Genomic DNA, 25,763 nt, shown 5'->3' with positions numbered 1-25,763 from the left:
TTTTTTTAATTGTTGAGTAAAGTTACAAAGGCCACCTTAATCATTTGTGCCCTCAAATTCGCTATTGTTCTACCGAATTTCCTCTTTCTACATATTTTGTCGCTTTCGGTACTCTGATGGCGATAAGGTGGAGTATTTTTTGAAAAAACGACCAAATGCTGAGATGGAATTAAATCCGATTTCATAAGAAATTTCTGAGATAGTCTTTTCGGGATTCCCGAGCAGCACATAGGCTTCTTTAAGCACACGCTCATCAATAATTTCATGTGGTGTTTTACCTGATGCTCTTTTAACAATCTGAATGAGGTATTTGTTTGAAATAAATAACTGGTCGGCGTAATATTGTACTTCTTTGTATTGATTGCTATGTCGCTGAACCAGGTCTGTAAACTTATAGAACAGGTTGTTGGTCTCTTGTACACTTTCCGTTGTATTATGGTCTTTAGAGACCAATTCGTCGGCGATCTCTAACAGGAGATTAAAGATGATCGTGCGGATGATATCTGCTGTAAAATGTGTTGTTCTTAAGGTAACTTCTTTGAAGTAGTCCATTAATTTTAACAGCTTGTCAATTTGTTTATCTTGGGAGCTGACAATGGTAAAGGTCGAATTTTTAAAAAGCCCCAGTTGTTCGATAAAGAATGGATTGACAATATGTTTAAGCAGGAATGCTTTGTCAAAAAAGAGTAGCTTCATTCTAAAGTCGGCGCTGACCTGCGAAAACCGGATAATTGTTGTTGGGGCGGATATGAGGATATGGTTTGTCGAGATATGGTATTCCTGATTGTCTACCTGAATATTTATATCGCCCGCTGTACAGATACAGATGGCATAATAATCAATACGAAAAGCATTGCTTGGGTATTCAAAAATCGGATTTCCAGAAGAAATATAATAGGGGCGGTGGCAATTTACGCCAAAGAATGATAAGGTATCTTGAAGACTTTCGTGTGTATTATAAGTTGTTTTTACCTTAAACTTCATTGACTTTTTGTTCGGTTTGGGCATATACAGTTCCTATTGTTTTAAATATTCGAATGGGCTTTGTTTATTCGGATGCTGTCCGTTTGAGCATCAGCTTTTCTGTGGCAATATCGTCTTCTATCCCCACGAAGAAACTTTTGAATCCGAATTTATTCAGTAGTCGTCTCGATGCGGTGTTATCGGGATCAATAATACCAATCACATCTTTACCTGGATTTAATGTTGTGGCAAGGGCTAGCATCGACTCGCAAATCTGTGTTCCCAGCCCCTTTCCCCAATGTTCTTTGCGGAGCAAATAACCAATTTCGAATACACTTGGATCTTTTTTGTAGTTAACAAGCTTACAGTCGCCTAAAAGCTTTAGCGTATCCGCTTCGATTACTTTAAAATAGCCTAAATCAGGATCCTGGTTGATTTCTAGAATCGAATCGAACTTTTTCCGGGCCTGCTCTTCGGACAATCCTTTGCCGGTAATGTATTTCATGACATCATCCGCTTTAACCAAGTCGTGGAAAGCGTCAAAATCTTCCGGAAGATATTTTTTGAATAGAAGTGTATTGTACATGGCTAATGTGTTTATTTACAAGATAAGGTTGTTTTCTCTGAAATCAAATTATCGGAACCTAAATCATCATCTTTCTGTCTTATTTAACTTTTTCATGATTTTAGTTCTCCAATTTAACTTACATTGCCTTTCTGTAAAGCGGAAGGGAAGCTTTTATAAGAATGCTATTCCGTAGCGATACGGTGTAAATAAGAATTTTTAGAGGGAGATAATCGTTATGGAAATAAGAGCGGCAAGTGGAGCCGACTATGCGGCAATCCTGCGCATTTGGGAAAATTCGGTTCGGGCAACACATGATTTTTTGAAAGAGGAGGATCTTCAGTTATATAAGAGACTGATCCCAACCGAGTATTTACCACAATTAAAGGTCTATGTCATCGATGACGCTGGACAGCCTACTGCTTTTTTCGCTGTCTCCGATGATAATCTAGAAATGTTATTTGTGGATTCAGCCTACAGGGGAAAAGGTATTGGGACTGTGGCACTACAGTATGTGCTGGATAAGCTCCAGGTGTATAAAGTTGATGTCAATGAGCAAAATCAGCAGGCTGTTGATTTTTATCTGAAAAAAGGATATCAGCTTATCGGACGCTCAGCTGTAGATGGTATGGGCAAATCCTATCCGATCTTGCATTTACATCACGAGAGCGCTATTAATGGATCGAAATAATTTTAATAAAATGAAATAACTCATGATACAAGGTTTATACGAAACGCATATTCAGGTGCGGGATTTAGCTAAGTCTGTCGCATTTTATACGGAGGTACTGGGATTACGTGTGGCACATCGTGATCCGACACGTCCTATTGTTTTTTTATGGATTGGAACCGGCAAAGACTATATGTTGGGCCTGTGGCAGGAAGAAACAAACTTTCAACCGAGACATTTTGCTTTTAGAGTGGATAAAGAGGATATCTTGAACTATGCCGTGGACTATCTGAAAACACGTGACCTGACACCTTATAATTTTTTAAAGGACGGGATCGAAGCACCGATGGTCTTTGCATGGATGCCTTGTTTTCCGGAGCTACCGAGGCCATGATCCGATGTTTATGATACTGACGGAACAGGGCCGCTATAACTGTTTTTAGTCCTTCTTTGGCATAACCCTGTTGCTGGAATTCTTTTTTTATGGTACAGCCCAATTCCACCTGCAGGTGTTCAGCACCAAAAAAATGAACGCCAATATCGCCGATTACAGCCTTTGCTATTTTGTCGGTCATAACGAGCTGAAACCAGGACTCTGGAAGATTGAACGTGTTTGGGTTTTTTGCTATAAATTCATCGACTTCTGCCAAAGAGTCTGGAATCCAGCCCTGGTATTTATTGGTTTCTTTATCTGAACGATACCCGAATATTGCCCGACTGTCTTCCGGCATGATGGGCCGAATCGCTAATCTTTCTGAATCAATGCGCATGGTTTAACGTTTTGAAAATCTGGCTATCGCTTCTTCACGCGTACCTACAAAATTGATTTTTTTTGATTTATTGCTTTCGTAGATAAAATCGTTTAAACTTTTGCTGTTGTATTTGGAGAAATCGCCAACGATGGCAATGTCAAAGCCATACTGCGTATATTTTTGAAGAATTTCACCGGCAAGTTTTGTTTTAAGTTCGAAGAAGTCATCCGTGATGTTCTCTTGATAAATAATTGCTTTGTATGCTTCTTGCGCGCCACAGTCGACCATAATCTGTAGACCATCATCGAGATTATGGATAAAGACGCCTGAACCTTTAACTTCAGCAATGTTTTCGTCACCTAGCTGAATAATAGTGATTTCCATTTTTTTTGTTGTGTCGTTTGAAAAATATATTTGTGGGATCAGATTCCATGATCCATTGCACATCGTTGGGATATGCTGTTGAAAATGATCCGAGATAGCGGATAAATAGGTTTTAACCTGCAAATTCTTTCAGCATATTGATTGTTGGACAGAAGAACAGGGAGCCGGTATGTGCTGTACTAAAGTCTAGTATTCTATCGTAATTTCCTTCGGGTTCACCGATAAACATTCTGTTCAGCATCAATTGTACGGTACTGAATGTGCTGGCGTAAGCGATAAAGTATGTTCCCATTTCATTTGTTGCGATTTGCCCAAAAGGCATATTGTCGCGCACAATCTTTAAATCGTCACCGACATTGGCCAGGGCCGAATGAGAATTGGCCGGTTTTTCATCGTCGCTCATCTCAATATCGTTTGCTTTGCTTCTGCCGATGACCTTTTCCTGATCGGCGACGGGTAAAGAACGCCAGGCATTCATGTCATGAATATATTTTTGCACAAATAAATAGCTTCCACCCTTATAGGCTGCATCCTCATCACCTACGATACCAAAGAAAGCACGATCCTCACCAAGGGGATTTTCCGTTCCGTCGACGAAGCCCAAGATACTTCGCCCATCCCAATATCTGAACCCATGAACTTCCTCCTTGCAATCCGCAACGGGATTTAATAAGGCTGCTATTTCGGTCGCCATGTCAATGCAATAGCTTTTTTCATAAGCACGAATATGGAAATGTAAATCTCCGGGGGTAGCCACAGCAATATGTTTTTGACCGATGATAGGTTCGAAAGGAACCAATTCCTTTGGCATAGGTTCGTTGAGTTCAAGCTTTTTCCAGGCATGGTGGCTTATGCCCAATACCACGCTTGCTTTCACAAGATTTGAACGTACCTGTGCCGAATTGTTGAGATTGACAACCAATGCACATAAGCGTTGGAAGACATCCTTAATGACCACATTTTCGTGGAAATTCCATACCATAAACACCGTATTGTTGCTCGGTGTATCGATGACATTTTGGGCCTGATGATCCATAAGATAAGTTGTTGTGTGTTGTACAGCCTTGCTAAGCTACAAATAAAATCGGTTGTACGGATAGACTTTTTGATTACTCGAATGCGGTTTTTTGATATAGTTTGACGATTTCATCAATGACCAGATCCGGTTCGTCATAAAAGACATGATGCTCCGCATTTTGAGCCAAAAGATAACGTCTATTGTTTTTTTGATCTGCAAATTTTTTAAGGGCAGCAATAAATAAACTGCGATCGGGTTCTTCAAAAGGCGATTTTCCTGAACCAATGACAGTCATGGGGACATTGATTTTTCCTGCAACCTCATGTAAAACAGCCGTTGACGCTTCGTAGTTTAAAACGAGATGATAGAACCCTAGGCTTTCTTTTTTGATGTTATCAAGTTCACTGGCATATTCGCTCTTCAATGATTTGGATCGCTCCATGGTCATGAGATAAGGGGAGACAATATCGATCATTACTGTGCCAACAACCTGAGCGGGATTGGAACCATCATTTCCCGCTCCAGATTCAAAGACAATGGGGATACCTTTTCCTTCCATTAAAGTGAAATGAAGGCTATGGTTGCCTACATTGATCATGGTATCCCTGAGCTGTGCTTTTACGGCCAGCCCGGGAAGTGTCAGTAGGAGGAAAACGGATAAAAGGAGATTATACTTTAGCCTGTACATCGTTCATTTTAAGTGTCATGCTTGTCGCTTCTGTCTCGATCCATTGGCTGTATTCGGCGATAGCCTGTAAGCGAAGTTCGTCGGAGATATACCCTTCCGTAACCATTTGTCGCGATTGGGCGACTTTGTTCCAGATGGCCAGATTGGTATCAAAGTTAGCTTCTCCTTTTTTGTAGGTCTGATCGGCATTGATAACCTGAACAGAATGGAAACCTGCTTCCTGGAGCAGTGCAGCGACCTCATCAGCAACACGATTGTTCATACCTGCATCTGCTCTCCACTTCAGGAAAGTATGGTAAAATGTGAGCATGCTTTCCGGAGGGGCGGGGTTCCATTCAATGGCGGTGTGATTGTAGTCTAAAATAGAAATTTGTCCTCCGGGCTTTAACCAGGATTTGAATAAGCCCAATGCCCTGGGAATATCACTTAACCATTGCATGGTGCGCGGCGTTATAATCAGGTCGAAAGGATGTGGAGGCTGATAATCAAAAATATTGCTGCAGACCAGGTTCAGATTTTGGGTGCTACCATAGTGCTCATTGCCACTGTCGATAAATGACTGTGTATTATCGAGCCCGGTTATAGTTCCGTCGCCGATATAGCTTGCTACCTCATTCGTGAGCGTTCCGGTACCACAGCCCACGTCCAAGATTTCCATGCCAGGAGATAGTAAGGGAATAATCGTTCTATAATCGAAGGATAATGTTCTTCTTTCAAATATCTTATTGGCCTGTTGGTCTTTTCTGTCGATAAATTTCTCTTTCATTGGATTTGGTTTAGTTGACTGTAAATATAGCTTTTGCTTTCCGGTTAAAAAAAAATCTATTCGTTTAACCGTTTTTGTTACGCTAATCAGACCAACAGTTGATGGTATTCCTTGATTTGTTTATGGTTACTATCAGTCGAATATCCTATTCTCCATTAAGAGGGATATAATAATCTTTTTACAAGGTATTAACAGGGGGTTAACTGGGGATTTACCCCTGCTAACCCCCTGTTAACCCCCTGCAATATCCCTGTTATTATGTAAACTGATGTAAAGCAATTTCAAAGCTGTATCGGACGATAAAAGAGGGCCATTTACTGCTTTATGACGATCATGTACTATTTTGATAGAAACAGTGATACTTTGCGATTAATACCCTAATTAGGAAATTATTTTATGTCGTTTCGTTGTTTTTTTAATAATAGTTTTTTATATTGTTGTACAACAGCACTCGTGCCGTTGCAATTACACTAAGATATCCTGATTTTATGCGAAAAGTATTCAAAGTTCTCACGCTAACGTATTGTGCTGTTTTTCTTTCAGCCTGTTCTTCCAACTATCTCATGACATTCAATGGGGAGAATGTAAAAAAAGATGAAGACAAGGGAACGTTTTCATTTAATAATGATACAGTACAAATTGATTATTCCTTTGCCGACAGAAATGGTCGAATTTACCTTCGAATAGAAAATAAAATCGATAAACCGATCTTATGGGATCTTAAAAATTCGGCCATGATTATTAATGGTAAAACGCAAGGTTATTCTGTTGAACAAGCTGCTTTTAATGGAAAGATGAATGCTTCGGTTTACGATATAAACGCTAGTAAATCCACTATATTCAATGATACTTGGGTAAACGGTTCTATCACAGGATCGGTAAGTTTGCCTAAAGATGTGGTGCTTATCCCACCACATGCCTATGTGGATGGGCATTATTTTGATTTTAAAAACGATGTTAAATCCATTGTACGATCATCCCAAAAAGAAAAAGTGTATATGTATGATATGAATGGCGAGAGTTTTGCGGTAAAACTTGCTCGATTTGAAGGCGCTGATTCACCTTACAGTTTACGTAGTTATTTAAGTTATTCGATTTTAGAAGATGGTAAAGCCATTGTTAAAACTACGGAGCAAAAATTTTATGCTGCCCAGCTTTGGCAGACCGGTTCAGTAGCGCTTAATAATATTATTGAACTGTATAATAAGCGTGGAGACGTGCTGGCTGTTAAGGAAAAAAAGGGGCAGGAGGCTATGATCGTTGGCGGGGCCTTAGCACTAACTGCAGCAGCAGCAGCAATTGACCCGAAAGCAGCTGAATAGTGCTTGTCAAAAAGGCATTTCAAATAACCTGTTTAAGGCTGCCCAACCCTTTAAATTTATGGGCATTTAAATTAGAAAAACCGAATAAATTAGAAAGACCGAATCCGGTTATGGGTTCGGTCTTTCTTTTGTTTAGGAATTAGGAGATGTCCTATTTGACTGATGTACCGTCTATAATCTCTTCATCCGCTTTGCTGACCAATTTGGTGTCTTGTTTTAAGTCGCCAAATATTTCGATCTGACCATCGATGCTGCGTCCTTTCTGTACAGGAATACGTTGTGTTTTGTTCGAAACAACAGCAATCACAAAACTTCCTTCGCCCGAAGTAAATACGGCTGATTTCGGTACAACAAAAGTACTATCCTGAGATGTTAAAGGCAATTCGACCTCTGCAACCATGCCCGGCAATAACTTGTTGTCGGTATTGTTAATGTCAATTTCTACCCGTTCGGATCTTAACCGGCTGTCCAGGGCACCCGATTTACGAGCGATCTTACCCGAGAAGGTTTGCCCCGGCAATGATTTGACGGTAAATTGTAAGGGCTGGTTTTCGGTCAGGAAACCCGAATATTGTTCCGGAACAGCAACGGCTAACCTCAGTTTGCGTTGTTGTTGAATGGTCATGATGGGCATTTCCGAACCACGGCCAGCTGGACCAACATAGGCGCCTTGATTGACATTTCTTGTTGCGATGACACCGTCGAAGGGTGCTCTGATTTCCAAATAATTCAAGAGGTTTTGTACTTCTGCATAGGCTGATTTAGCGGCTTGGTACTGGGCAAAATCAGCATTCTTTTTTGACTCAGCAACCTCAAGATCGAGTCTAGCCACAGTTCCTTCCACCTTGCTGGTTTCGAAGAGTCTATCGTAAGTGCTCTTTGTAGCCATATAAACTGCTTCTTGCGATTTGAGCCGCGATTTTGCAGCAGATAGCTGTGAACTCAATTCGGGAGCTTCCAAGACAGCCAACAACTGGCCTGCATGCACTTTACTGCCGATGTCCACATTGAGGCTTTTGACATAGCTACTGACCTTGGCGTAAATTTCGACCTGCTGGAATCCCGTGATTTCCCCAGGGATCTGCATTTTATTGGTTAATTTCTGTTTGGAAGGTACAAATGTCTCCATTGCCGGAGCTGCAGCTTCGGGACTTTCTTTTTTGACATTTTCCTCGGCTGCCGAATGGCATCCTGCTAAGGATGCGATCAGGCCGGCGATAGATAATATTTTGAACAAATTATTTTTCATATTTTATAGATTATACTGCTTTTACGATAAAGGTTTTAATGCGGCAATATAGTGTTTACTTTCTTTGTCTTCAGGATCTAATGAGATCGATTGTGTACTGCTTTTTTCTTGCGCCCAAGCAAATATGAGCGGTAAGATGACGAGTACGGCAAATGTTGAAAATAGTAATCCGCCAATGACGGCTCTACCGAGTGGTGAAACTTGTTCACCACCTTCACCATGGCCAATGGCCATAGGGAGCATGCCTACAATCATGGCTAAACTGGTCATGATAATGGGTCTAAGCCGTAAGGATGCTGCCTCACGAGCGGCAGCCAGCGCATCTCCATGATGCCGACGGATATGTTCGGCATTGGTGATGAGGAGAACAGCGTTCGCAATGGATACACCCACCGACATGATAATCCCCATGTAGGATTGTAAGTTGAGGGTAGATCCGGTTAACAACAATAGAAGTAATGACCCCAGCACCACCGCAGGAACTGTGGTGAGTACAACCATAGAAACTTTGAACGATTGGAAATTGGCTGATAGCATCAGGAATATAACGATAATGGCAACAGCCAAACCAGATTCAAGGCTGCTCATGGTTTCTTCCAATACTTTTCCGAGGCCTATTTGCTCCATGGATAATCCACGCGGGAGTTCACCAAGGGCTTTGATACTACGTTTTACATCTTTGGAGGCTGTTTTCAAATCGGTATGATCAATATTTGCTGTAACTGATACATAGGGCATCGCGCCCAAATTGTCATTTTCTCCATAAGTGAAGGACGGTGTGATGGTTGCAACGTCGCTCAGTATTGGTCGCGCCGAATTTTTCAATAAAGGGATTTCACCGATTTCTTTCTCATCTTTCATTTTATCGATGGGAACCTGAACTTGGACATTATACGAGAGTCCTGCTTTTTCATCGATCCAGGTGTTTTTTTCGGTATAACGCGAAGATGAGGTGGACGCGATAAGCGATCGTGTCACTTCGCTGAGATCGATACCCAATTGTGCAGCTCTAATGCGATCTATTTTAATATCGTACGAAGGATATTTAATGGATTGTGCTAATTGTACATCTCTAAAGTAGGGGATGGCTTTTAGTTCCTCGATCAATTTTCCGGCGTACTTTTCGTTGTTCTTTTTGTTTTTTCCTGCTATCCGAACTTCAATAGGGGTAGGCGACCCCTGGCTTAATACTTTATCCGTAAGTTCGATCGGTTCAAAGGATACCTGTACATCGGGAACTGCTGCTTTCAGGCGTTTTCGGTATTCATCACGGAAACTGTCCATATCATGATGGTAGTCTTTCAGTGCTATTTGGAAAACAGCTTCATGTGGACCGGCCATGAAAAGATAGATCGGCGATACTGAAAACTGCCCGGGGTGCTGACCGATATAGACAGAAGATATGCTAATATGTTCTTTGCCAACCAGTTTTTCCAGTTCGGCCAGCGCCAGTTTTGCTTTTTCTTCGGTGCGTTCGATACGTGTACCTTCAGCGGCACGAAGGCGCATTTGAAACTGGCTGGAGTTGACTTTCGGAAATACATCCTGGCCTATCGTGGAAAGTAAAATGACAACAAGACTTAGCGCTCCAAGCAGATAGATCACCGTAATGGTTTTCTTTCTTTTGAACAAGCGATCGAGCATTTTCATGAATCTGTTTCTGAACCGTTCAAAAATACTGATCTTTCCATCGTTGTTAAAGTCGTCACGTTCCACCAATAGTTTCTTCTGATTCAAGGTATCCTGTTCGGATTCTACGGTCAGTCCAGATGCTGCAAACTGGGCTTCATCTGCATTTAAACCCTCGGATTTGGTCGCATGTGGAGCCTTATGGGCATGATCTTTCATAAACCAGTTTGCCATGATGGGAACGAATGTCTGCGAAAGAAGAAAGGATACGATCATCGAAAATCCAATGGACAGGGCCAAGGGAAGAAATAGCGAGCCCGGAATTCCCGTCATGGTAAATGCAGGTGCAAATACGGCTAATATACAGAGCAGGATCAATAATTTTGGTAAGGCGATCTCCTTACAGGCATCCCAGATAGCCAAGGCTTTGGGTTTACCCATATCCAGATGCTGGTGTATATTCTCGATCGTTACCGTACTTTCGTCGACCAAGATACCAATAGCCAGGGCTAGTCCGCTGAGGGACATGAGGTTGATGGTCTGCCCGAAGAGTTTCAGAAAGAGCACTCCGGATATCACGGATATCGGTATGGTCAGGATAACGATCAGCGCGGCTCTTCGATCACCTAAAAATAGGAGCACCATAAGTCCGGTCAGGATAGCTCCGATGGCACCTTCGGTAATCAAACTCTTTACCGAATTGATGACATAAACGGATTGATCAAATTCATACGATAACTTGACGTCGTCGGGTAAATTCTCCTGAATTTTTGGTAAAGCTGCTTTTAAGTTCTGGACGACTTCCCATGTGGAGGCATCGCCAGCTTTGGCAATACTGACGTATACGGAGCGCTTGCCGTTGACCAAGGCGTAGCCTGCAGTAACATCAGCTCCGTCCTTTACCGTAGCGATATCTCCAAGGTAAAGATTTTGTACACCACCTTTAAATAGCGGGATTTTTTCAAAATCTTTGACCTCTTTAATGGTATTATTGGTCGGCGTAATGTAGTTTTTATCCTGAATGCGTACGTTTCCTGCCGGGGCAGTTTGATTGTTCAGTCTTAGCGCTTCTACAACCTGATCGGGCGTCATATTGTGGTTCCGCATTAAATCGGGATCAACGTTGACCTCAATTGTACGTGGACTTCCCCCAAAAGGAGGGGGCGACAGTAGACCAGGGATTGACGTAAACGATGCCCGGACATAGACGTTGGCTAGATCTTGTAGTTCGTTGTTAGAACGCTTGTTACTGCTCAATACCAGTTGGCCTACAGGGAGGGATGAGGCGTCAAAGCGAATGATGAACGGCGGTTGTGAGCCTGGAGGAAAGGAGGCTTGGATCCGATTGGCCAGGGCACTTAGCTCGGCTGCAGCCTGGGCCATGTTGGTGTCTTCGTAATACGATACTTTCATTAAGGTCAGACCTTGAATATTCTTGGTCTCAATAGACTTGACCCCATTGGCAAAAAGAAGGATATTGACGTAGTTTTTGGCAAAATAAGATTCCATTTGATCCGGCGAATAGCCACCAAATGGATGGGCAATATAAATAACCGGAAGGTTCATTTTTGGCAGGATATCCACCTTGATCGATCGAACGGCACCTATGCCAAAGACAATAAGTCCCAATACGAGTACGAGGATGGATATCGGCTTGCGTAAGGCAAAACGTATTAAATTCATGTAATGTTATTTATAGTTCTTTGTTGAAAATATCAAAATCTCCCGCAGCTGCGGCTTTTAGTAAAAGCGACTGCCAAAGATTGATGTGGACGATCTCTCGATCGGTTTCGGCTCTATTTAGTGTATAAAGGGTCTGCGTCACGTCGACAAGTGTCGCTAGGCCGTTTTTATACATCGTCATTTTTTGATTGTAAGCTTGCTGAGCTGCCGACACTTGTCGGGGAGCTTCTAGATCACTTTTTAGGGCCAATTGGATTTTCACATCAGCGGCATCCAGCTGTGCTGTCAATTGGGCTTCGGCAGTTTGGTATTCTTCTCTCAGGGCATCATTCGTAAAGCGCTGTGCACTGATTTTTTTATTGATACGCGCAATCGAAGTCAGATTCCAGTTTATGCCCAATCCCAAGAGATAATTTTGCCTACTGGGACGAACCCCTTTCCAATAATTTGTGCTATATGCTTGTAAATCCGTAATGTAGTCGCTCTTAAAACCAGATCCCCTTGTCTGAAAGACCCCAAAGGCACTTACAGTGGGAAGATACTCTTTGGTTGATAGTTTCAATTGTTGTTCGCCAAGTTCAATTTTACTTTTATAAAATTGCAGCATAGGATTACTTTCAATCAAGTTGCCTGAAAGCGGAGTTAGCTGTATAGGTGTTTTCTGAACCAGAACAGTATCTATTTCGAGATTTTTCGCTGGAATCCCCATCAATACCGTCAGCTTATTGTTTTGCTCCTTAACATTTTCACGGGCCTGATTGAGACTGATTTTTGCGCGCGATACTTCCGCTGAAGCAAGCGTAGAATCTACTCCGGGTAATATTCCGTTTTTTACTTTGGTGGCAGCAATATTTAAAAATACCAGTGCGCGATCCAGATTCATCTGTTGATTTTTTTCCAATCGTTGACTAGCCAATAAATTGAGGTAAGCCGCAGCGATCTTGATTTTATGCTGGAACTGTTCCTGACCGAGATCGGCCTGTAGTCGTTTGGTATCGGATTTGGCCAATTCGATACGTTCTTTTTTTCGTCCAAAGGTGTAAATGTCCCAATTGACATTGGCTAAGTAAAGCGCACCAAATGCGGCATTCCAATTTTGTTCTGGAAGAGCGGCTCCCGAAGAAGCTACACCCAGCCCACCAAATCCATACAGCGGACCATTTTGTCCGTTGACTGTTCCAAAGTCCTGTTGGGCTACGATGTTCAGATTGGGCCAAAAGTCGCGTTTGACTTGTTCATTGGTCTGCAGGGAGGACTGGAGATAATATTCCTTTGCCTTGATATTTCCATAATTTGCAAGACCCTGTTCTACGGCGTCGCGCAGTGTAAGCGTCTGAGCGAAGGAGGAGGATGTCGCAAGTGACACAGCCAATGACAGCACTAAATTCAATTTCAGCATAGGTTATCTATCATTTTATGGACACGAAGATAGCGATGAGCTAGGCTGTAAGGCCCCTTTTAAATGATCTATCGTGTTTAAAAGTGACCAATTTAATTCGTCATTTATTTTTCTGCTGTTATAAACTTAAAACTCTTACTTTGTAACAGAATTTTAACAAAAAAAAAGGATTATGAGAAAGGTTTTGGAGAACAAGATGATACAGGAAGTCGTCCTATTGATCTTTTCGTTTATCCTCTTTACGTTGAACGACTGGATTTTGATCCTGAGTTGGAAGGGATTTTTGATGGGGGTGCTCTATTTCCTGATCCTTTATGCGCATGCGCAACTAAATCGCTTTTTTCTATTGCCATTACTGCTTAAAAAGAATAAACCCCTGTTGTATATTCTGGCTTCGGTGGCAACGCTGCTGATTTTTGCACTGATATTAAAACAGCTGACGGATAACGTCATTTACAAGAATTGTTTTCTCTACAAGAATCTGGTTCAGAAAACATTCCATTATCAATTTGGTGTATTATTGGGCTCGTTGATCTGCATATTGGGCAGTATCCAATTTATCGAATTTTACCGCTTTCAACGGGTGAAGACCAGACGCGAACTGCTTTCCAATCAAACGCAACTGTCGCATTTAAAAAAGCAGCTCAACCCACATTTTCTATTCAACACGTTAAATACCATTTATGGTATTAATCTAAAGTATCCGGAACGTACTTCTGAATTGATCATCAAAGTGTCTCAGCTGCTTCGTTATCAAATGGAGAGCAGTGAACGGGAGTATGTGCCTATGGATGATGAAATTGATTTTATTTCAAGTTATATTGAACTGGAACGCGAGCGGTTAGGCTATCGAACGAAAATTGAATTTGACTATCAAAAAGAGGAAGATATCAATTATCAGATAGCGCCAATGTTATTGATTACTTTTGTGGAAAATGCTTTTAAACACGGAACCTGCAGTATTGAAGATTGTTTTGTACATATTTCAATCAAGATTGAAAAAGGGAACTTATATTTGCATGTCCGAAATTCTGTTCCGGTCAAGAAAAGGAATGTGTTTTCGGCGAAAATAGGTTTGGAAAATACAATAGCGCGATTAAAACTTTTGTATCCTAATCGGTATACATTAACGACAAATTCCAAAAAAGAGGAGTATGAGGTGTCATTGGTTATAAATCTTTAAACAATGAATAAAAATAGCTGTATTGTGGTTGATGACGAACCTGCGGCGCATTATGTCCTGGTAAATTATATTGAAAGAAGTACTGATCTGCAGTTGGTCGCTCAATGTTATAATGCTTTTGAGGCATTGGATTTTCTTCGGGAGAACAAAGTAGATTTAATCTTCCTGGATATTGAAATGCCCGAAATTAATGGGATGGAGTTTCTGAAGATGCTGGATAACCCACCCAAAACGATTTTGACAACAGCATATTCCGAATACGCATTGGAGAGTTATGATTACGGCGTTGTTGATTATCTGTTAAAACCTATTTCATTTCCCCGTTTTTTTAAGGCTGTTCAACGTTTTTTATCCTATAACACGACTGTGTCGCCCCAGGAAGAAGAACCCAAATCAATTAGTATACGCATGGATGGTCGTATTATTGACGTTAAATTATCGCAGATCGATTTTATCCAGAGCTTTGGCAATTACGTAAAAATTGTTACCCCGGGACAAACTTTTTTAACAGCAAGCACCACCCAACAAATTCTCACACAGGTGCCAGCATCAAAGTTTGTCCGTATCCACAAATCCTACATTGCTTCGATCAATAAGGTGATCAAATATGAGCATGGAATGGTACAGATCAATAATACCTCCCTTCCGGTCGGTATTACTTTCCGTCGAGAGTTACAGGAGCGGCTAGCCAATAAATAGGTCTGAGCGAATGGAGGTCTTGTTGCTATGAGCGAGTCAGGTGACTACCATTTCTCTTTTAACAGCGTTTCCAACTGCCCAATTTCTTCCTGATACATGGTTTTCTTTCTAGTTCCGAAGTAAAGGATATTTTCGACAGGCGATGTCCCTTCCCAGATTAGTTTTATTTTCCCGGATGCAATTGCTTCAGCACATAGGAAGTCAGGAACAATCGAAAAGCCTGTATTGTTGCTCAAACAGCGTATGATGGAGCTAATATTGGGAACAATATAATTGGGGCTAAAGTCTGGATGTTCGCCAAAGTGTGTTGACCAGTAGTTTTTTAAATGATCCATATCGGCAGCCGTGCTATACCATAATTGTTTTTTAAGGAGTTGAGCTGCTTCTTTAATTTTATTGGCACTCAGCAGTGCTTCCAGTGTGGATGTATCCGTCTGACACCCTGCAATCAAGACAATACGTTCTTTTGAAAAAGCTTCATACTGTAGATTCTGTTGGTTTCCTTTTTGAGGCGTAATAATAAGATCCAATAAACCATTATCAAGATCCTGTTGCATCTGCGGATATTCTCCAAATTTGATAATTAAATTGAAGGGGAGCTGGGCAATATGTTCTTCGAGGGTGTACTGAAAGGTCTCAAAACACATTCCGATACTGATCGTTATACGTTCGTCCAATGCCCGTTTGTGAAAATGCTGTTCACCGGTTTCTAGTTTTTTAAGCGGATCAATAACATAGTTATACAAGATTTTCCCCTTTTCGGTCGGCACCATTCTTCGCGCAGAGCGATCAAAAAGCTTGTGCCCCGTAAATGCTTCCAGGGAATTCAGATGTAAGCTTACCCCCGGCTGAGAAATAAATAATTCCTGTGCAGCTGCAGATAATGTTCCGGTTTCATAGATTGCCTTAAATGTACGAAGCCATTCTAAGTTCCATTTCATAGTTATTATTTTTATGATACAAATATACAATTTAAATTATTTGTATGATTCAAAAATATGATAGAAATTTGTATTATCAATAATAAAAATTATAGAGATGAAAATATTTATTATCAACGGCGGACAGAAATTCGCACACTCGGGTGGTTCTTTCAATACCACAATAACAAATTGGACCGTTGAAACATTGGCTGAAAATGGATTTGAAACAAGGGTTACCAATATCAATGATGATTTTGATCCAATGGTTGAAGTTGAAAATTTTAAATGGGCAGACATTATCGTTTACCATTTTCCTGTATGGTGGTTCCAGGTTCCGAATCGTCTGAAACTTTATATCGATGAAGTCTTTACGGCCGGCCACAACAACGGTATCTATAAGAGTGATGGTCGATCGCGTAAGAATCCGGCAATTAATTACGGCACCGGGGGGTTGATGCAAGGTAAAAAATACATGGTGACTTCGAGCTGGAATGCCCCTGAGACAGCATTTACAATGGAAAATGAGTTTTTTGATCAGCATTCAGTTGATGCCGGTGTTTTATTCGGTTTTCATAAGATGAATCAGTTTGCAGGATTGGAACACCTGGGAAGTTTCCATTTTCATGATATGGAAAAGGGGGCATCTCAAGAACGTGTCGACAATTACGAAAAGGAATATAAACAATATTTGGAAGAGGTCTTCCATTTGGAAACTACGTTGAACTAAAAATTTATTGATCGATAAATCGCTTTATCCATGGCGTTATTGCGATGAAAAGAGTAAATTACCAAAATAAAATCAATAACATGAAGGTATATTTAACCGCAATTTTAAAAGCAGTTCCTGCACATCGGGAAGAAGTATTGGCATTATTGTTAGAAATGGTCGAGGCAAGTAGGAAAGAAGAAGCGTGTATACAGTATGATCTGCACCAGGTAAACAGTGATGAAAATCAATTTATATTTTATGAAATCTGGGAAGATCAAGCGGGCTTGGATGCGCATAATCAACAACCTTATATTGTGGCATTTGGAAAAGTGGCTGGTGAAAAATTACAGGAAACGCCTCAAATTATAGCAATGAATAAGATTGCTTAATTTACCATGTGGTCTGTCCGGACCTTATTGAGAAGATAGCAAACAACATGTGTAGTGGATGATTTGTGTGGGCCTAGGATATGAACTATAATTGAAGTATTGGTGGTGCCAAAATCATTTGTGTTGCCTAGATAGAGCGTGCTCTATTCTGATTTGGTGACGCGAATGATTTTGTTGGTACCTTGCTGAACAGCGACGTCGACTTTATTTCGTTGCGTGTAGCTCTGTTGCAGGAGATTCAATTTTTTGGTCAGCTGACCATCTTGATTATCTAGCCAGAAGGTAGCAGCCATGATACCAATTTGCACTCTGTAACTGGAATCAGTTTCCGGAACAAGCTGCTCGATAATCTGATGTTGATACCAGGTCAGTTTTTTGTTTTCTTTTTGGGAAACACAGCTGTACAGGAGAAATGCCAGAAGGGCGACATAGCCCATTTTTAGAAGTTTACTGCGTCTTAGGTCCATCAATAGTTCTTTGTGTTAATATCAAATCTACGATTTTTTATCCAACTAATGAATTACCTCTACGAATTTTTATGGCCTCATTTAAACAGTTATGCGCATTTATTGACCAGACTTCTCCTGTATGCACATTCAAGTAAATCTAAAAATGTATGAAGTTTATTGTTCATTTCGTTGTAATCATAAGCCTGAATTACGTCGGGTAATTGCACAAATTGGTGCAATTGGCTTTGGAGAAGGAGATCTTCTTCTGAAGCTATCAATAGCCGGACGACTTCAGTCGTGAGTTCCATATGGCATTGAAATCCGTAAACGAGATTTGTATAACGCACAATTTGCCTAGGGCAGCCGGCGCTACTTGCTAAGATTTCACTTTCAGGGGTAAGTCCAGGCATATCGTTGTGCCAATGTCCAACCGATAACGGGCTGCCAAAATGTGCTATTTTGGAGTCGTTTATTCCTGCCGCTGTAAGCGTGATGGGGAAAACCCCAATTTCTTTTTGTGGACTATGTTCATACTTTGCCAATAGCGCTTCGCCAATCAGTTGTGCGCCCAGGCATATACCAACAACTGCCTTGCCTGCATCAATACATCGGCGGATAAAGGCGATTTCGGCCTTAGCGTCAAAATAAGGGTATTCGGAAGGGGATGAATCTGGGCTTTGAGGTCCGCCCATAATGATCAATACATCGACGGAATCAATTTCGTCTGGCAGAAGGTCCTGTTGGTAGACCTGGGAAAAGGTGACCTCATGCTGTTGTTTTTCTGCCCAGGCTAAATAGGCTCCGGGTGCTTCAAAAACTTCGTGTTGTATAAAATGTATCCGCATTGGTTTTTATGTTATCGGTTTTCGTTCCAGTAATAACTATTTGGAGTAGGACGCTGTCCAAAAATTGCCGTTCCTACCCTGACAATCGTCGCGCCTTCCGCTATAGCTATTTCTAAATCCCCGCTCATGCCCATCGACAGTTCTTTCATCGATACATCAGGAATAGCTAGGGCTATAATTTGTTGTTGAATATGTCTAAGCAATTTGAAACAGGCTCGTACCTGTTCGGCCTCGGCACTCAATAGACCTATCGTCATCAATCCTTTAATCTTTAGTGTGTTTAATGTTGCTATTTGCTGTACTAGATCGATCACTTCCTTTGGAGCAGCGCCGTACTTGCTCTCTTCAAAGGAAGTATTCACCTGAATGAGCACCTCCATGGTTTTATCTTCTTTTAAAAGTCGTTGATGCAATTTTTCGGCAAGATCTATACGATCTATTGAATGGATGCAGGATACGTTGTATTTAAGCAGATCCTTGATTTTATTGGTTTGCAGGTGGCCAATAAAATGATTAACATGCGGAATAGTATTTAAATACTCAAATTTGTCTTTTAATTCCTGTACTTTATTTTCGGCAATTAAGGTTTGACCAGTTTGCAGTGCGATTTCGATACGTTCGGCAGGTACGGTTTTAGTCGCTAGCAATAATTTTACTTCGCGTGGGTCGCGCTGATTTGCTTTGCACGCTTTGTCGATACGCTGTTGTATAATGCGTATATTCTCTGTAATAAACTCATCCATGTTACGGTTGTATTGTTTTTTTCATCATAATATCGATTTGCTTATCGTCGCCCAGTTGAAATATATGCTTGTCGAATGCCACAAAGCCATTTTTCCGATAGAAATTGATCGCGCGGGAATTTTTTTCCCAAACACCAAGCCAGATAAATGAAACTGCTTTTTTTTGAGCTAAGACTAGTGCTTTCTCGAACAATAGCTGCCCCACTTTTCTACCGTGAAATTCCTGTAGAACATAGATGCGTTCAATTTCCAATGCCTGTGGGCTTTGGTTTTCGGTCTGCGCTTGTCCGGTATTTATTTTTAAGTAACCGATAACATTATTTTCTAAAACGGCGAAGTAAAATTCAGACTCATCATGGCAGAGCTCGGCCAATAATTTTTCTCTTGCAAAACCTTCCGTTAGATAAGTCTTCATGTTCTCTTCGGTGTTTGTGTCTGAAAAGGTCTGGATAAATGTTTCTTTTCCAATATGCTGCAGCAGGTCAATATCTGTTAGTTTTACTTTAGTGATGGCTATTTCGGTGTTATTTTTGTTCATTTTTTTCATTACTTATTGATCCATTTTTCATTGCTGCGGCAATATTTCTTTCGAGCTCATTGTCGCTATTTTTCAGAAAATCGCGGATACGCTGTTTTTCTGTTTCACTTTTATTTTGACCTAATTTTTTTTTGGCCCTGTAAATCCGTAACGACAAGTTCGAAGGCGATGATACCTCGCATCATGCCACTTTTGAAGCGATCGGAGAGATTGTTCCATTGTGTTAGATAAGCTTCGTCGTAACTGAGGATCATTTGCTCTAAAGCCTTGTTTATTGCTTTTTCCTCCGTAAGGATAGATGCAAGACCATAGGCATGAACCGCAATGTAGTCCCAGGTTGGTACACTTTCCTCCTTGTCGTAGTGCTGTGGCGAGATATAAGCATGTGGTTCGGAGAAAATGACTAATGACGGTGTATTTTCGATATAATTGGCTTGTTCGTTTGCGCGAGCGAAGTGTGATGTTAAAAGCAGCTGATCTTTATCTGTACGGATGTGGAAGGGGAGCTGGGTTGCTATTGGAATCCCCTCTTTAACCGATACGATGGTGGCAAAACTATATTGTTGCATAAATTCAACCTTTTCTGCGTAATCTTCGAACTGGAAATGTTTGGGTACATACATGCAAATAGCTATTTCTTGATTTAATTCAAAATTACGGCCAATGGGTGCAAATGAGCTAGTCCAAATTGAATAATGTAGCTGGTCCAGTGTTCATTTATTGCGCTTGCTTAAGTATATTTACGTTAAAAGATAAGCAAAAAAAGACGCCAAAAATGGAGAAATATGAGCTAAGACGTTTAGAAATAGGAGAATGGCAGCAATACAAAAAGATAAGACTGGAGGCCTTATCTTCTGCTCCTGAGGTGTTCGGTAGCAATTATCAAAAGGAAGCGGCTTGTAGTGATGCCGAGTGGATGGCCTTACTGGGCAATCCCAAGTGTGCGATATTCGGTTTGTATAACCAAGAATTATTGATTGGGCTGACTGGTGTCGTGTTGGATCGGACGGATGAATCAAATGCGATTTTGATCGCGTCTTTCATTCAGGAAGGCCATAGAGGCCGGGGGTTGTCCCGCTTGTTTTATGAAGCGCGTATAACATGGGCACGTGAACAAGGCTGCCTCCGGATTACGGTATCTCATGGGGTTGGTAACGAAGCCTCGAGAGCTGCAAATCAATCGTTTAACTTTGCGTATACACATTCAAGAGATGTCGTTTGGCCTGATGGGGTCAAAGCAGAAGAGCTGATCTATGTTTTGAATCTTTAGTTAACCTGCTTCCTGCTGTTGATCAATTACTGCGTTCAGTCCGGTCTGAACGCAGCAACTGATCTATAAAATACAGCGCATGGAAACAAGCTTTAAAGTTCGTTTTCGTGCGAACTGTTGGGTGCTTTCGGATTATATTGCTGGACATGATCAACTTTGGCAAATAGGTGTGGACCATTCATTTCAATTCCTGCCGCTAAAAAGTCATCGAGGATCAATTGAAAAATTTCAGATTTTGCCAGTTCAATTTCCGCGGATCTAGCGATGTAGACATTCAGTTCATATAAAACATAAAAGTCGTCTAATTTTTTTTGCAAGACGAATGGGGCAGGACTAAGGTTGACTCTTTTTATTCGTGGCGGGATGTTCAGCAGCAATTCGTGGATACGTTGCCAAGGTTCTTCATAACCGACTGTCAATTCCACCTGAAAACAAATTCCCTCTTCAGAGAATGTCGAATAATTGACGGTATTTCCCGAAAGTACCGAGGAATTGGGAATGGTAATTTCTTCATTTTTTATCGTTCGAAGCCTGGTTACCAGGGGGGATTTTTCGATAACAACGCCCGTTTTGTCGGCGATAGTGATACGGTCTCCGATACGGAAAGGACGCATATAGGTGATCACAAGCCCCGCTATGATATTGGAAATCGCAGAAGATGACCCCAAAGAGAACAGGACACCAATAAATACGGATATTCCTTTAAAGATATCTGAATTTGCGCCGGGTAAGTAAGGGAATATGAGCACCAGCGTGAAGGCTTGGAGCAGAAAACGAACAATAGTAAAGGTTGGCATGGCAAAATCGCGATGAAAACCATTGACCTCTAATTTGCCTTTGTCAATTTCGCTAAAAATATACTTTATGAATCGAACGGCATACCGCATGACAACGAGTATGACAAATACAGTAATCAGATTGGGAATATAATCCCAAATGGCCAAAACTGCAGTCTTCAGGGGCTTTGTAAAAAGTCCAATGAGATTGGATGCCCAGCTCTGTGTAAATGGAAAGACACTAAAGACAATCGGCAGCATGATAAAGGCAATGAGTACGATCAAGCCCCAACGTAAGATATTTATGGCATTAATAAACATCCGTGTTTTTTGTACGGAGGTGACAAGGACGTAATTTTTGATCTTAATGTCTTTGATCCGCTGTGTTCTTTCTGTCAATATACGTCGCGTACCATATTTTTTCAATTTGTTTATCAATAGAATCAATATCGAAAAAACGACTAGAATGAGAAATACAAGCCCAATACGCGTAAGAAGTTTTGTAATGCTGTTATCAGCACGTTCCGTTTTGATTGAATCCTGAATTCTTTTTAGGTAGTTTGCCGCAATCTCTTCTTTGCTTTTTCCTTCAAGAAGGGCATCGAGTTCTGTGACGGAAGTTATGACGAGATCTTTATAAACGATGTCGGCACTTATTTCGCTGTTTTCGATTTTAAAGGAATCTACTTTCACAAAATCGTCTTCATATAGATTATGGATTCTGCTGACCACATTGTAGGCGCGGTCTTTGGCTAATGATGATCCAAGTTTATTATAGATATAGAATAGCGTATCCTGAAATGGCGCGACCGCATATCTTTTTGTGTTTTTTTTGATGGAGTCTACTTTAACTTTCAGCTGCTGCTTCCGAAGGTTATTTTCTTCGTCAAACTCATTCAGCTGCTGTTTTAAATTTTCTTTTTTGGGGCTATTTTGACTTTTAAGATCGGCAATTTCATGCTGAAGCTTTACCCGTTCAAGAGAATCATTAATTTGCTGTTGTCTAATTCCGTTCAGTAGGGAACTTAGATCCAATTCTTTTTTATTGACCGAATCTGTTTCTTGTGCATAAAGCGGTGCGCTCGTTGAAAATAGACAAGATATAGTCATTAAGAAATAAACGTAAATACTTCTCATCGTGTTATTGGTAAAATTGAATGCCGATGTTTACTAGGTTATTTTGCGCATAACGATCGGACAGGTTCTCAAAGATAATAATTATCTCGATTAGACGGCAGATCGTCAAATATGATATAAATTGAAGGTAAAATGATACGATGCGACAGCTGAATTTAACTTATTCCGACTTTCTTTGTTAAAACGATTGAGCATATGCTCAATACGAAAAACTGTATAGCTAATTTTATCTAAAAAATATGATTAAACCTTTTCAAAAATCTATTTATGCAATGAACAAACTTGGGAAGATATGTCTCTGTGTTATTGTAGCCTGTGTTTCCACTGTTTTAGATGGACAAGCCCAAGAACGCAAAGCTCCGGCTTATCCATTGATTACACACAACCCCAATTTTAGTATATGGTCAATGACAGATCAGCTTCATGCATCGACAACAAAGCACTGGACAGACGCTGATCATTCGCTGTTGGGCTTAATTGATGTTGATGGTCATATTTATCGTTTTCTTGGCAAAGAGGAACCGAGTTATGCGGTTATTCTACCGACTGCCGAAGATAAATCTTATACGGTACAGTATACAGAATCAAAACCTCAAGGTGGCTGGGAATCTTCCGCTTATAATACGGATACGTGGAAATCGGGACTTGCACCCATAGGTGATGACGAGAAGCAGGTAAAAACCCTTTGGAAATCGGACGATATCTGGGTGAGACGCGAGTTTTCCGTAGCGGATCCGAAGGGTATTAATGAGTTGTTTTTAAAACTCAATCATGATGATAATATAGACGTATTTTTGAATGGGAAGAAGGTTTACGAAAAAGTAGGTTGGACCAACAACTTTCAGTATATACCGATTGACAAGACGAATTTGAAGGCTGGGCAAAATAATATTGCCATCCATTTGAAGAATAGTGCTGGCGGTCGTTATCTCGATTTTGGTTTGGTTGACAGGCTTAAAGAGCGTGGGGCACGGATTGAAGAAGCCGTGCAAAACGATGTAGAAATAACAGCGACGCGTACGGTTTATAACTTTCAGGCAGGTAAGGTTGATCTAAAATTAACTTTTACGTCGCCTTTGCTTATGGAAGATCTGAATTTATTGGCTCGACCGGTAAGCTATATCACGTATAACGTCAAAGCAAACGATGGCAAGCAGCATGCGGTTAAAGTTTTTCTAAGTGCATCCACAAATATTGCGGTGTATAAACCTTCACAGGAGGTGATCGCCGAAAAATATGAGACGGCAAAATTGTCTGTACTAAAGACGGGAACGGTCGAACAGCCTATTCTGCAGAAAGGGGCCGATGATATGCGGATAGACTGGGGGTATTTTTATGTTGCTGCGCCGAAGCGGGATAAAACGCAACAGTTTATTAGTCCGAGAGGCGGAGCCGTAGACGCCTTTAGAAAGGGAACAACGACATCGGTAAAAACTGTTAAGGGGACATCACTTGCGCTGAACACGGTCATTCCATTTGGCAATGTGGGGGCGAAAGTGGAGGAACGTTTTGTAGAGGTTGGGTACGATGAAATTTATGCGATTCAGTATTTCAAAAATAATTTGAGACCATGGTGGAACAACTCCGGTAAAGAAACGATGGAAAATCAGCTGACTTTGGCTGCAGATGAGTATCGTAAGGTACTCGATAAGTGCGTGGCATTCGACAAAACAGTGTATGCAGATGCGCTAAAATCGGGTGGAAAAGAGTATGCACACCTTAGCGTTCTCGCTTATCGTCAAAGTATTGCAGCACATACCTTGGTGAAAAGTCCACAAAACGAACTACTATGGCTTTCCAAAGAAAATAATAGTGGCGGATTCATCAATACGGTCGATGTCACTTATCCTTCAGCGCCATTGTATCTGATCTATAATCCGGAGTTGTTGAAAGGGATGTTAAGTGGAATATTTTATTTTAGTGAGAGCGGTAAATATCCCTATCCTTGGGCAGCGCACGATTTGGGTACGTATCCATTGGCCAATGGTCAAACCTATGGTGAACCTATGCCTGTGGAGGAATCGGGCAATATGATTATTTTAACTGCTGCAATCGCAAAAGTGCAAGGGAATGCTGACTATGCCAGGAAGCATTGGAAAACATTGACAACATGGGTAGATTATCTCGTTAAAGATGGTTTTGACCCTAAAACGCAGCTATGTACAGATGATTTTGCCGGTCACCTTGCACGAAATGCCAATTTATCTGTTAAGGCTATCGTTGGTATTGCTTGTTATGCGCAGCTAGCGGAGGCCATTGGTGAAACCGCAATAGCAAAAAAATACCGTGCAATTGCCGAGGAAATGGTTCCGAAATGGATGGAAATGGCATATGCTGGTGATCATTATGCACTGACATTTGATGATAAAAATACCTGGAGTCAAAAATATAATTTGATCTGGGACAAAGTGTTGGGATTGAATCTATTTCCACAGAAAGTGTATGATACAGAAATTAAGTATTATCTGACCAAGCAAAATAGATTCGGCATACCATTGGATAGCCGTAAAGCGTACACAAAAAATGACTGGATTCTTTGGACGGCATCATTTGCTCCATCAAGAGAAGCATTTGAAGCTTTGATAAAACCAGTCTATAATCATGCGATTCAAACGGAATCCCGTGTCCCATTAAATGATTTTTATGATTCGACTACGGGGATCCGCGAAAACTTCAAGGCGCGTAGTGTTGTTGGAGGTTTTTACATGAAACTTTTAGCGGATATCATGAAACAGAAATAAATGAGGAAAATGAGTAGGAGACGGGAGTCCACAATGAAATATTTAGTTTGTGTTTAGTTAATAAGACGGCGGGCAATTAAAGAATTGCTCGCCGTTTGTTTATAGGGTTATGCGTTTCAATATCCCGTATTTTACGGTATCGAAATTTGGCTCAACATGGTTCTTTTTTCTGATTTCTGTTGAAATACGTGTTGTCTTGCAAGTTCTGTATTGTTTTCCTGAAATTTTCACTGCAGTAGAACCTAGAAAGGACGTTAAATATTCCTTTGTTTG

General features: G+C 40.9%; 25 protein-coding genes and 1 pseudogene. 9 read left to right on the top strand and 17 right to left on the bottom strand.

Annotated features, from left to right (window positions below; all coding sequences use genetic code 11):
- Positions 1–87: 87 nt before the first annotated feature.
- Positions 88–984 (bottom strand): helix-turn-helix domain-containing protein, encoded by an 897-nt coding sequence (locus tag B4Z47_RS04050; RefSeq protein ID WP_115050774.1) that lies wholly within the window; start codon positions 982–984, stop codon positions 88–90.
- Between the two features lie 64 nt (positions 985–1,048).
- The gene (locus B4Z47_RS04045) at positions 1,049–1,549 is read right to left on the bottom strand and encodes a GNAT family N-acetyltransferase (protein ID WP_115050011.1); all 501 of its coding nucleotides are present in this window, start codon (positions 1,547–1,549) and stop codon (positions 1,049–1,051) included.
- 217 nt (positions 1,550–1,766) lie between these two features.
- Here B4Z47_RS04045 and B4Z47_RS04040 point away from each other — a divergent pair, with 217 nt between their 5' ends.
- Both B4Z47_RS04040 and B4Z47_RS04035 read left to right on the top strand, forming a co-directional pair.
- Positions 1,767–2,219, top strand: a complete 453-nt coding sequence (locus B4Z47_RS04040; protein WP_201303570.1) for a GNAT family N-acetyltransferase — start codon at positions 1,767–1,769, stop codon at positions 2,217–2,219.
- A gap of 22 nt (positions 2,220–2,241) precedes the next feature.
- Positions 2,242–2,442, top strand: a pseudogene (locus tag B4Z47_RS04035) (VOC family protein); the annotation flags it as partial.
- Position 2,443: 1 nt separating this feature from the next.
- On the opposite strand, the gene B4Z47_RS04030 reads toward B4Z47_RS04035, so the two are convergent.
- From B4Z47_RS04030 to B4Z47_RS04010, 5 genes are all read right to left on the bottom strand, one after another.
- Positions 2,444–2,968 carry a GNAT family N-acetyltransferase gene (locus tag B4Z47_RS04030; protein WP_070567003.1) on the bottom strand — a complete coding sequence of 175 codons (525 nt, stop codon included), beginning with the start codon at positions 2,966–2,968 and terminating at the stop codon, positions 2,444–2,446.
- A gap of 3 nt (positions 2,969–2,971) precedes the next feature.
- Complete coding sequence (locus tag B4Z47_RS04025; RefSeq protein ID WP_046675035.1) at positions 2,972–3,334, bottom strand: DUF4180 domain-containing protein; 363 nt, start codon at positions 3,332–3,334, stop codon at positions 2,972–2,974.
- 112 nt (positions 3,335–3,446) lie between these two features.
- Positions 3,447–4,370, bottom strand: coding sequence for a Dyp-type peroxidase (locus B4Z47_RS04020; protein ID WP_070567000.1), 924 nt, complete (start codon positions 4,368–4,370; stop codon positions 3,447–3,449).
- A 73-nt stretch (positions 4,371–4,443) separates the two neighbouring features.
- Positions 4,444–5,040, bottom strand: coding sequence for a hypothetical protein (locus B4Z47_RS04015; RefSeq protein ID WP_070566997.1), 597 nt, complete (start codon positions 5,038–5,040; stop codon positions 4,444–4,446).
- Complete coding sequence (locus B4Z47_RS04010) at positions 5,021–5,806, bottom strand: class I SAM-dependent methyltransferase (protein ID WP_070566994.1); 786 nt, start codon at positions 5,804–5,806, stop codon at positions 5,021–5,023. Before B4Z47_RS04010 ends, B4Z47_RS04015 begins: the two co-directional genes overlap by 20 nt.
- Before the next feature lie 488 nt (positions 5,807–6,294).
- On the opposite strand from B4Z47_RS04010, the gene B4Z47_RS04005 reads away from it, so the two are divergent.
- Positions 6,295–7,128 (top strand): hypothetical protein, encoded by an 834-nt coding sequence (locus tag B4Z47_RS04005; RefSeq protein ID WP_139145020.1) that lies wholly within the window; start codon positions 6,295–6,297, stop codon positions 7,126–7,128.
- Between the two features lie 151 nt (positions 7,129–7,279).
- Here B4Z47_RS04005 and B4Z47_RS04000 read toward each other — a convergent pair whose 3' ends face one another.
- Genes B4Z47_RS04000 through B4Z47_RS03990 form a run of 3 tightly spaced genes read right to left on the bottom strand, consistent with a single transcriptional unit; the run spans position 7,280 to position 13,088 of the window.
- On the bottom strand, positions 7,280–8,377 hold the full coding sequence (locus B4Z47_RS04000) for an efflux RND transporter periplasmic adaptor subunit (RefSeq protein ID WP_070566989.1): 1,098 nt from the start codon (positions 8,375–8,377) through the stop codon (positions 7,280–7,282).
- 21 nt (positions 8,378–8,398) lie between these two features.
- A complete protein-coding gene (locus tag B4Z47_RS03995; RefSeq protein WP_070566987.1) occupies positions 8,399–11,689 on the bottom strand; it encodes an efflux RND transporter permease subunit in 3,291 nt (1,096 codons plus the stop codon).
- A 10-nt stretch (positions 11,690–11,699) separates the two neighbouring features.
- A complete protein-coding gene (locus B4Z47_RS03990; RefSeq protein ID WP_286726851.1) occupies positions 11,700–13,088 on the bottom strand; it encodes a TolC family protein in 1,389 nt (462 codons plus the stop codon).
- Between the two features lie 172 nt (positions 13,089–13,260).
- On the opposite strand from B4Z47_RS03990, the gene B4Z47_RS03985 reads away from it, so the two are divergent.
- Positions 13,261–14,271, top strand: coding sequence for a sensor histidine kinase (locus tag B4Z47_RS03985; protein ID WP_286726849.1), 1,011 nt, complete (start codon positions 13,261–13,263; stop codon positions 14,269–14,271).
- A gap of 3 nt (positions 14,272–14,274) precedes the next feature.
- Positions 14,275–14,970, top strand: coding sequence for a LytR/AlgR family response regulator transcription factor (locus B4Z47_RS03980; RefSeq protein ID WP_070566981.1), 696 nt, complete (start codon positions 14,275–14,277; stop codon positions 14,968–14,970).
- A gap of 44 nt (positions 14,971–15,014) precedes the next feature.
- On the opposite strand, the gene B4Z47_RS03975 is transcribed toward B4Z47_RS03980, so the two are convergent.
- Complete coding sequence (locus tag B4Z47_RS03975; RefSeq protein ID WP_046675049.1) at positions 15,015–15,911, bottom strand: LysR family transcriptional regulator; 897 nt, start codon at positions 15,909–15,911, stop codon at positions 15,015–15,017.
- A 97-nt stretch (positions 15,912–16,008) separates the two neighbouring features.
- On the opposite strand from B4Z47_RS03975, the gene B4Z47_RS03970 reads away from it, so the two are divergent.
- Entirely contained in the window at positions 16,009–16,620 is a 612-nt protein-coding gene (locus B4Z47_RS03970) for an NAD(P)H-dependent oxidoreductase (protein WP_070566979.1), read from the top strand.
- 80 nt (positions 16,621–16,700) lie between these two features.
- Positions 16,701–16,991, top strand: a complete 291-nt coding sequence (locus tag B4Z47_RS03965) for a putative quinol monooxygenase (RefSeq protein WP_070567167.1) — start codon at positions 16,701–16,703, stop codon at positions 16,989–16,991.
- Between the two features lie 143 nt (positions 16,992–17,134).
- Here the strand turns inward: B4Z47_RS03965 and B4Z47_RS03960 are convergent, their stop codons facing one another.
- The 5 genes from B4Z47_RS03960 to B4Z47_RS03940 all read right to left on the bottom strand — a co-directional run bounded on the left by B4Z47_RS03960 (position 17,135) and on the right by B4Z47_RS03940 (position 20,189).
- Positions 17,135–17,458 carry a hypothetical protein gene (locus tag B4Z47_RS03960; RefSeq protein ID WP_070566978.1) on the bottom strand — a complete coding sequence of 108 codons (324 nt, stop codon included), beginning with the start codon at positions 17,456–17,458 and terminating at the stop codon, positions 17,135–17,137.
- Between the two features lie 89 nt (positions 17,459–17,547).
- Entirely contained in the window at positions 17,548–18,285 is a 738-nt protein-coding gene (locus B4Z47_RS03955) for a type 1 glutamine amidotransferase (protein WP_070566976.1), read from the bottom strand.
- A gap of 11 nt (positions 18,286–18,296) precedes the next feature.
- Positions 18,297–19,028, bottom strand: a complete 732-nt coding sequence (locus B4Z47_RS03950) for a YggS family pyridoxal phosphate-dependent enzyme (protein ID WP_070566974.1) — start codon at positions 19,026–19,028, stop codon at positions 18,297–18,299.
- A 1-nt stretch (position 19,029) separates the two neighbouring features.
- Positions 19,030–19,566 (bottom strand): GNAT family N-acetyltransferase, encoded by a 537-nt coding sequence (locus B4Z47_RS03945; protein ID WP_083296001.1) that lies wholly within the window; start codon positions 19,564–19,566, stop codon positions 19,030–19,032.
- 110 nt (positions 19,567–19,676) lie between these two features.
- Complete coding sequence (locus B4Z47_RS03940; protein WP_083295995.1) at positions 19,677–20,189, bottom strand: FMN-binding negative transcriptional regulator; 513 nt, start codon at positions 20,187–20,189, stop codon at positions 19,677–19,679.
- A 152-nt stretch (positions 20,190–20,341) separates the two neighbouring features.
- Between B4Z47_RS03940 and B4Z47_RS03935 the strand changes: the two genes are divergently transcribed.
- On the top strand, positions 20,342–20,836 hold the full coding sequence (locus B4Z47_RS03935) for a GNAT family N-acetyltransferase (RefSeq protein ID WP_286726848.1): 495 nt from the start codon (positions 20,342–20,344) through the stop codon (positions 20,834–20,836).
- A gap of 92 nt (positions 20,837–20,928) precedes the next feature.
- Here B4Z47_RS03935 and B4Z47_RS03930 read toward each other — a convergent pair whose 3' ends face one another.
- Positions 20,929–22,749, bottom strand: coding sequence for a mechanosensitive ion channel family protein (locus tag B4Z47_RS03930; protein ID WP_083295994.1), 1,821 nt, complete (start codon positions 22,747–22,749; stop codon positions 20,929–20,931).
- 272 nt (positions 22,750–23,021) lie between these two features.
- Here B4Z47_RS03930 and B4Z47_RS03925 point away from each other — a divergent pair, with 272 nt between their 5' ends.
- Positions 23,022–25,490, top strand: a complete 2,469-nt coding sequence (locus tag B4Z47_RS03925) for a glutaminase family protein (protein WP_070567163.1) — start codon at positions 23,022–23,024, stop codon at positions 25,488–25,490.
- The last annotated feature ends 273 nt before the right edge of the window (positions 25,491–25,763 follow it).

This window comes from Sphingobacterium sp. UBA2610, assembly GCF_002339225.1.
In the GTDB taxonomy this organism is placed as follows: domain Bacteria; phylum Bacteroidota; class Bacteroidia; order Sphingobacteriales; family Sphingobacteriaceae; genus Sphingobacterium; species Sphingobacterium multivorum.
Note: the sequence above shows the minus strand (reverse complement) of the source record. Positions and strands in the feature narration are given on the sequence as shown.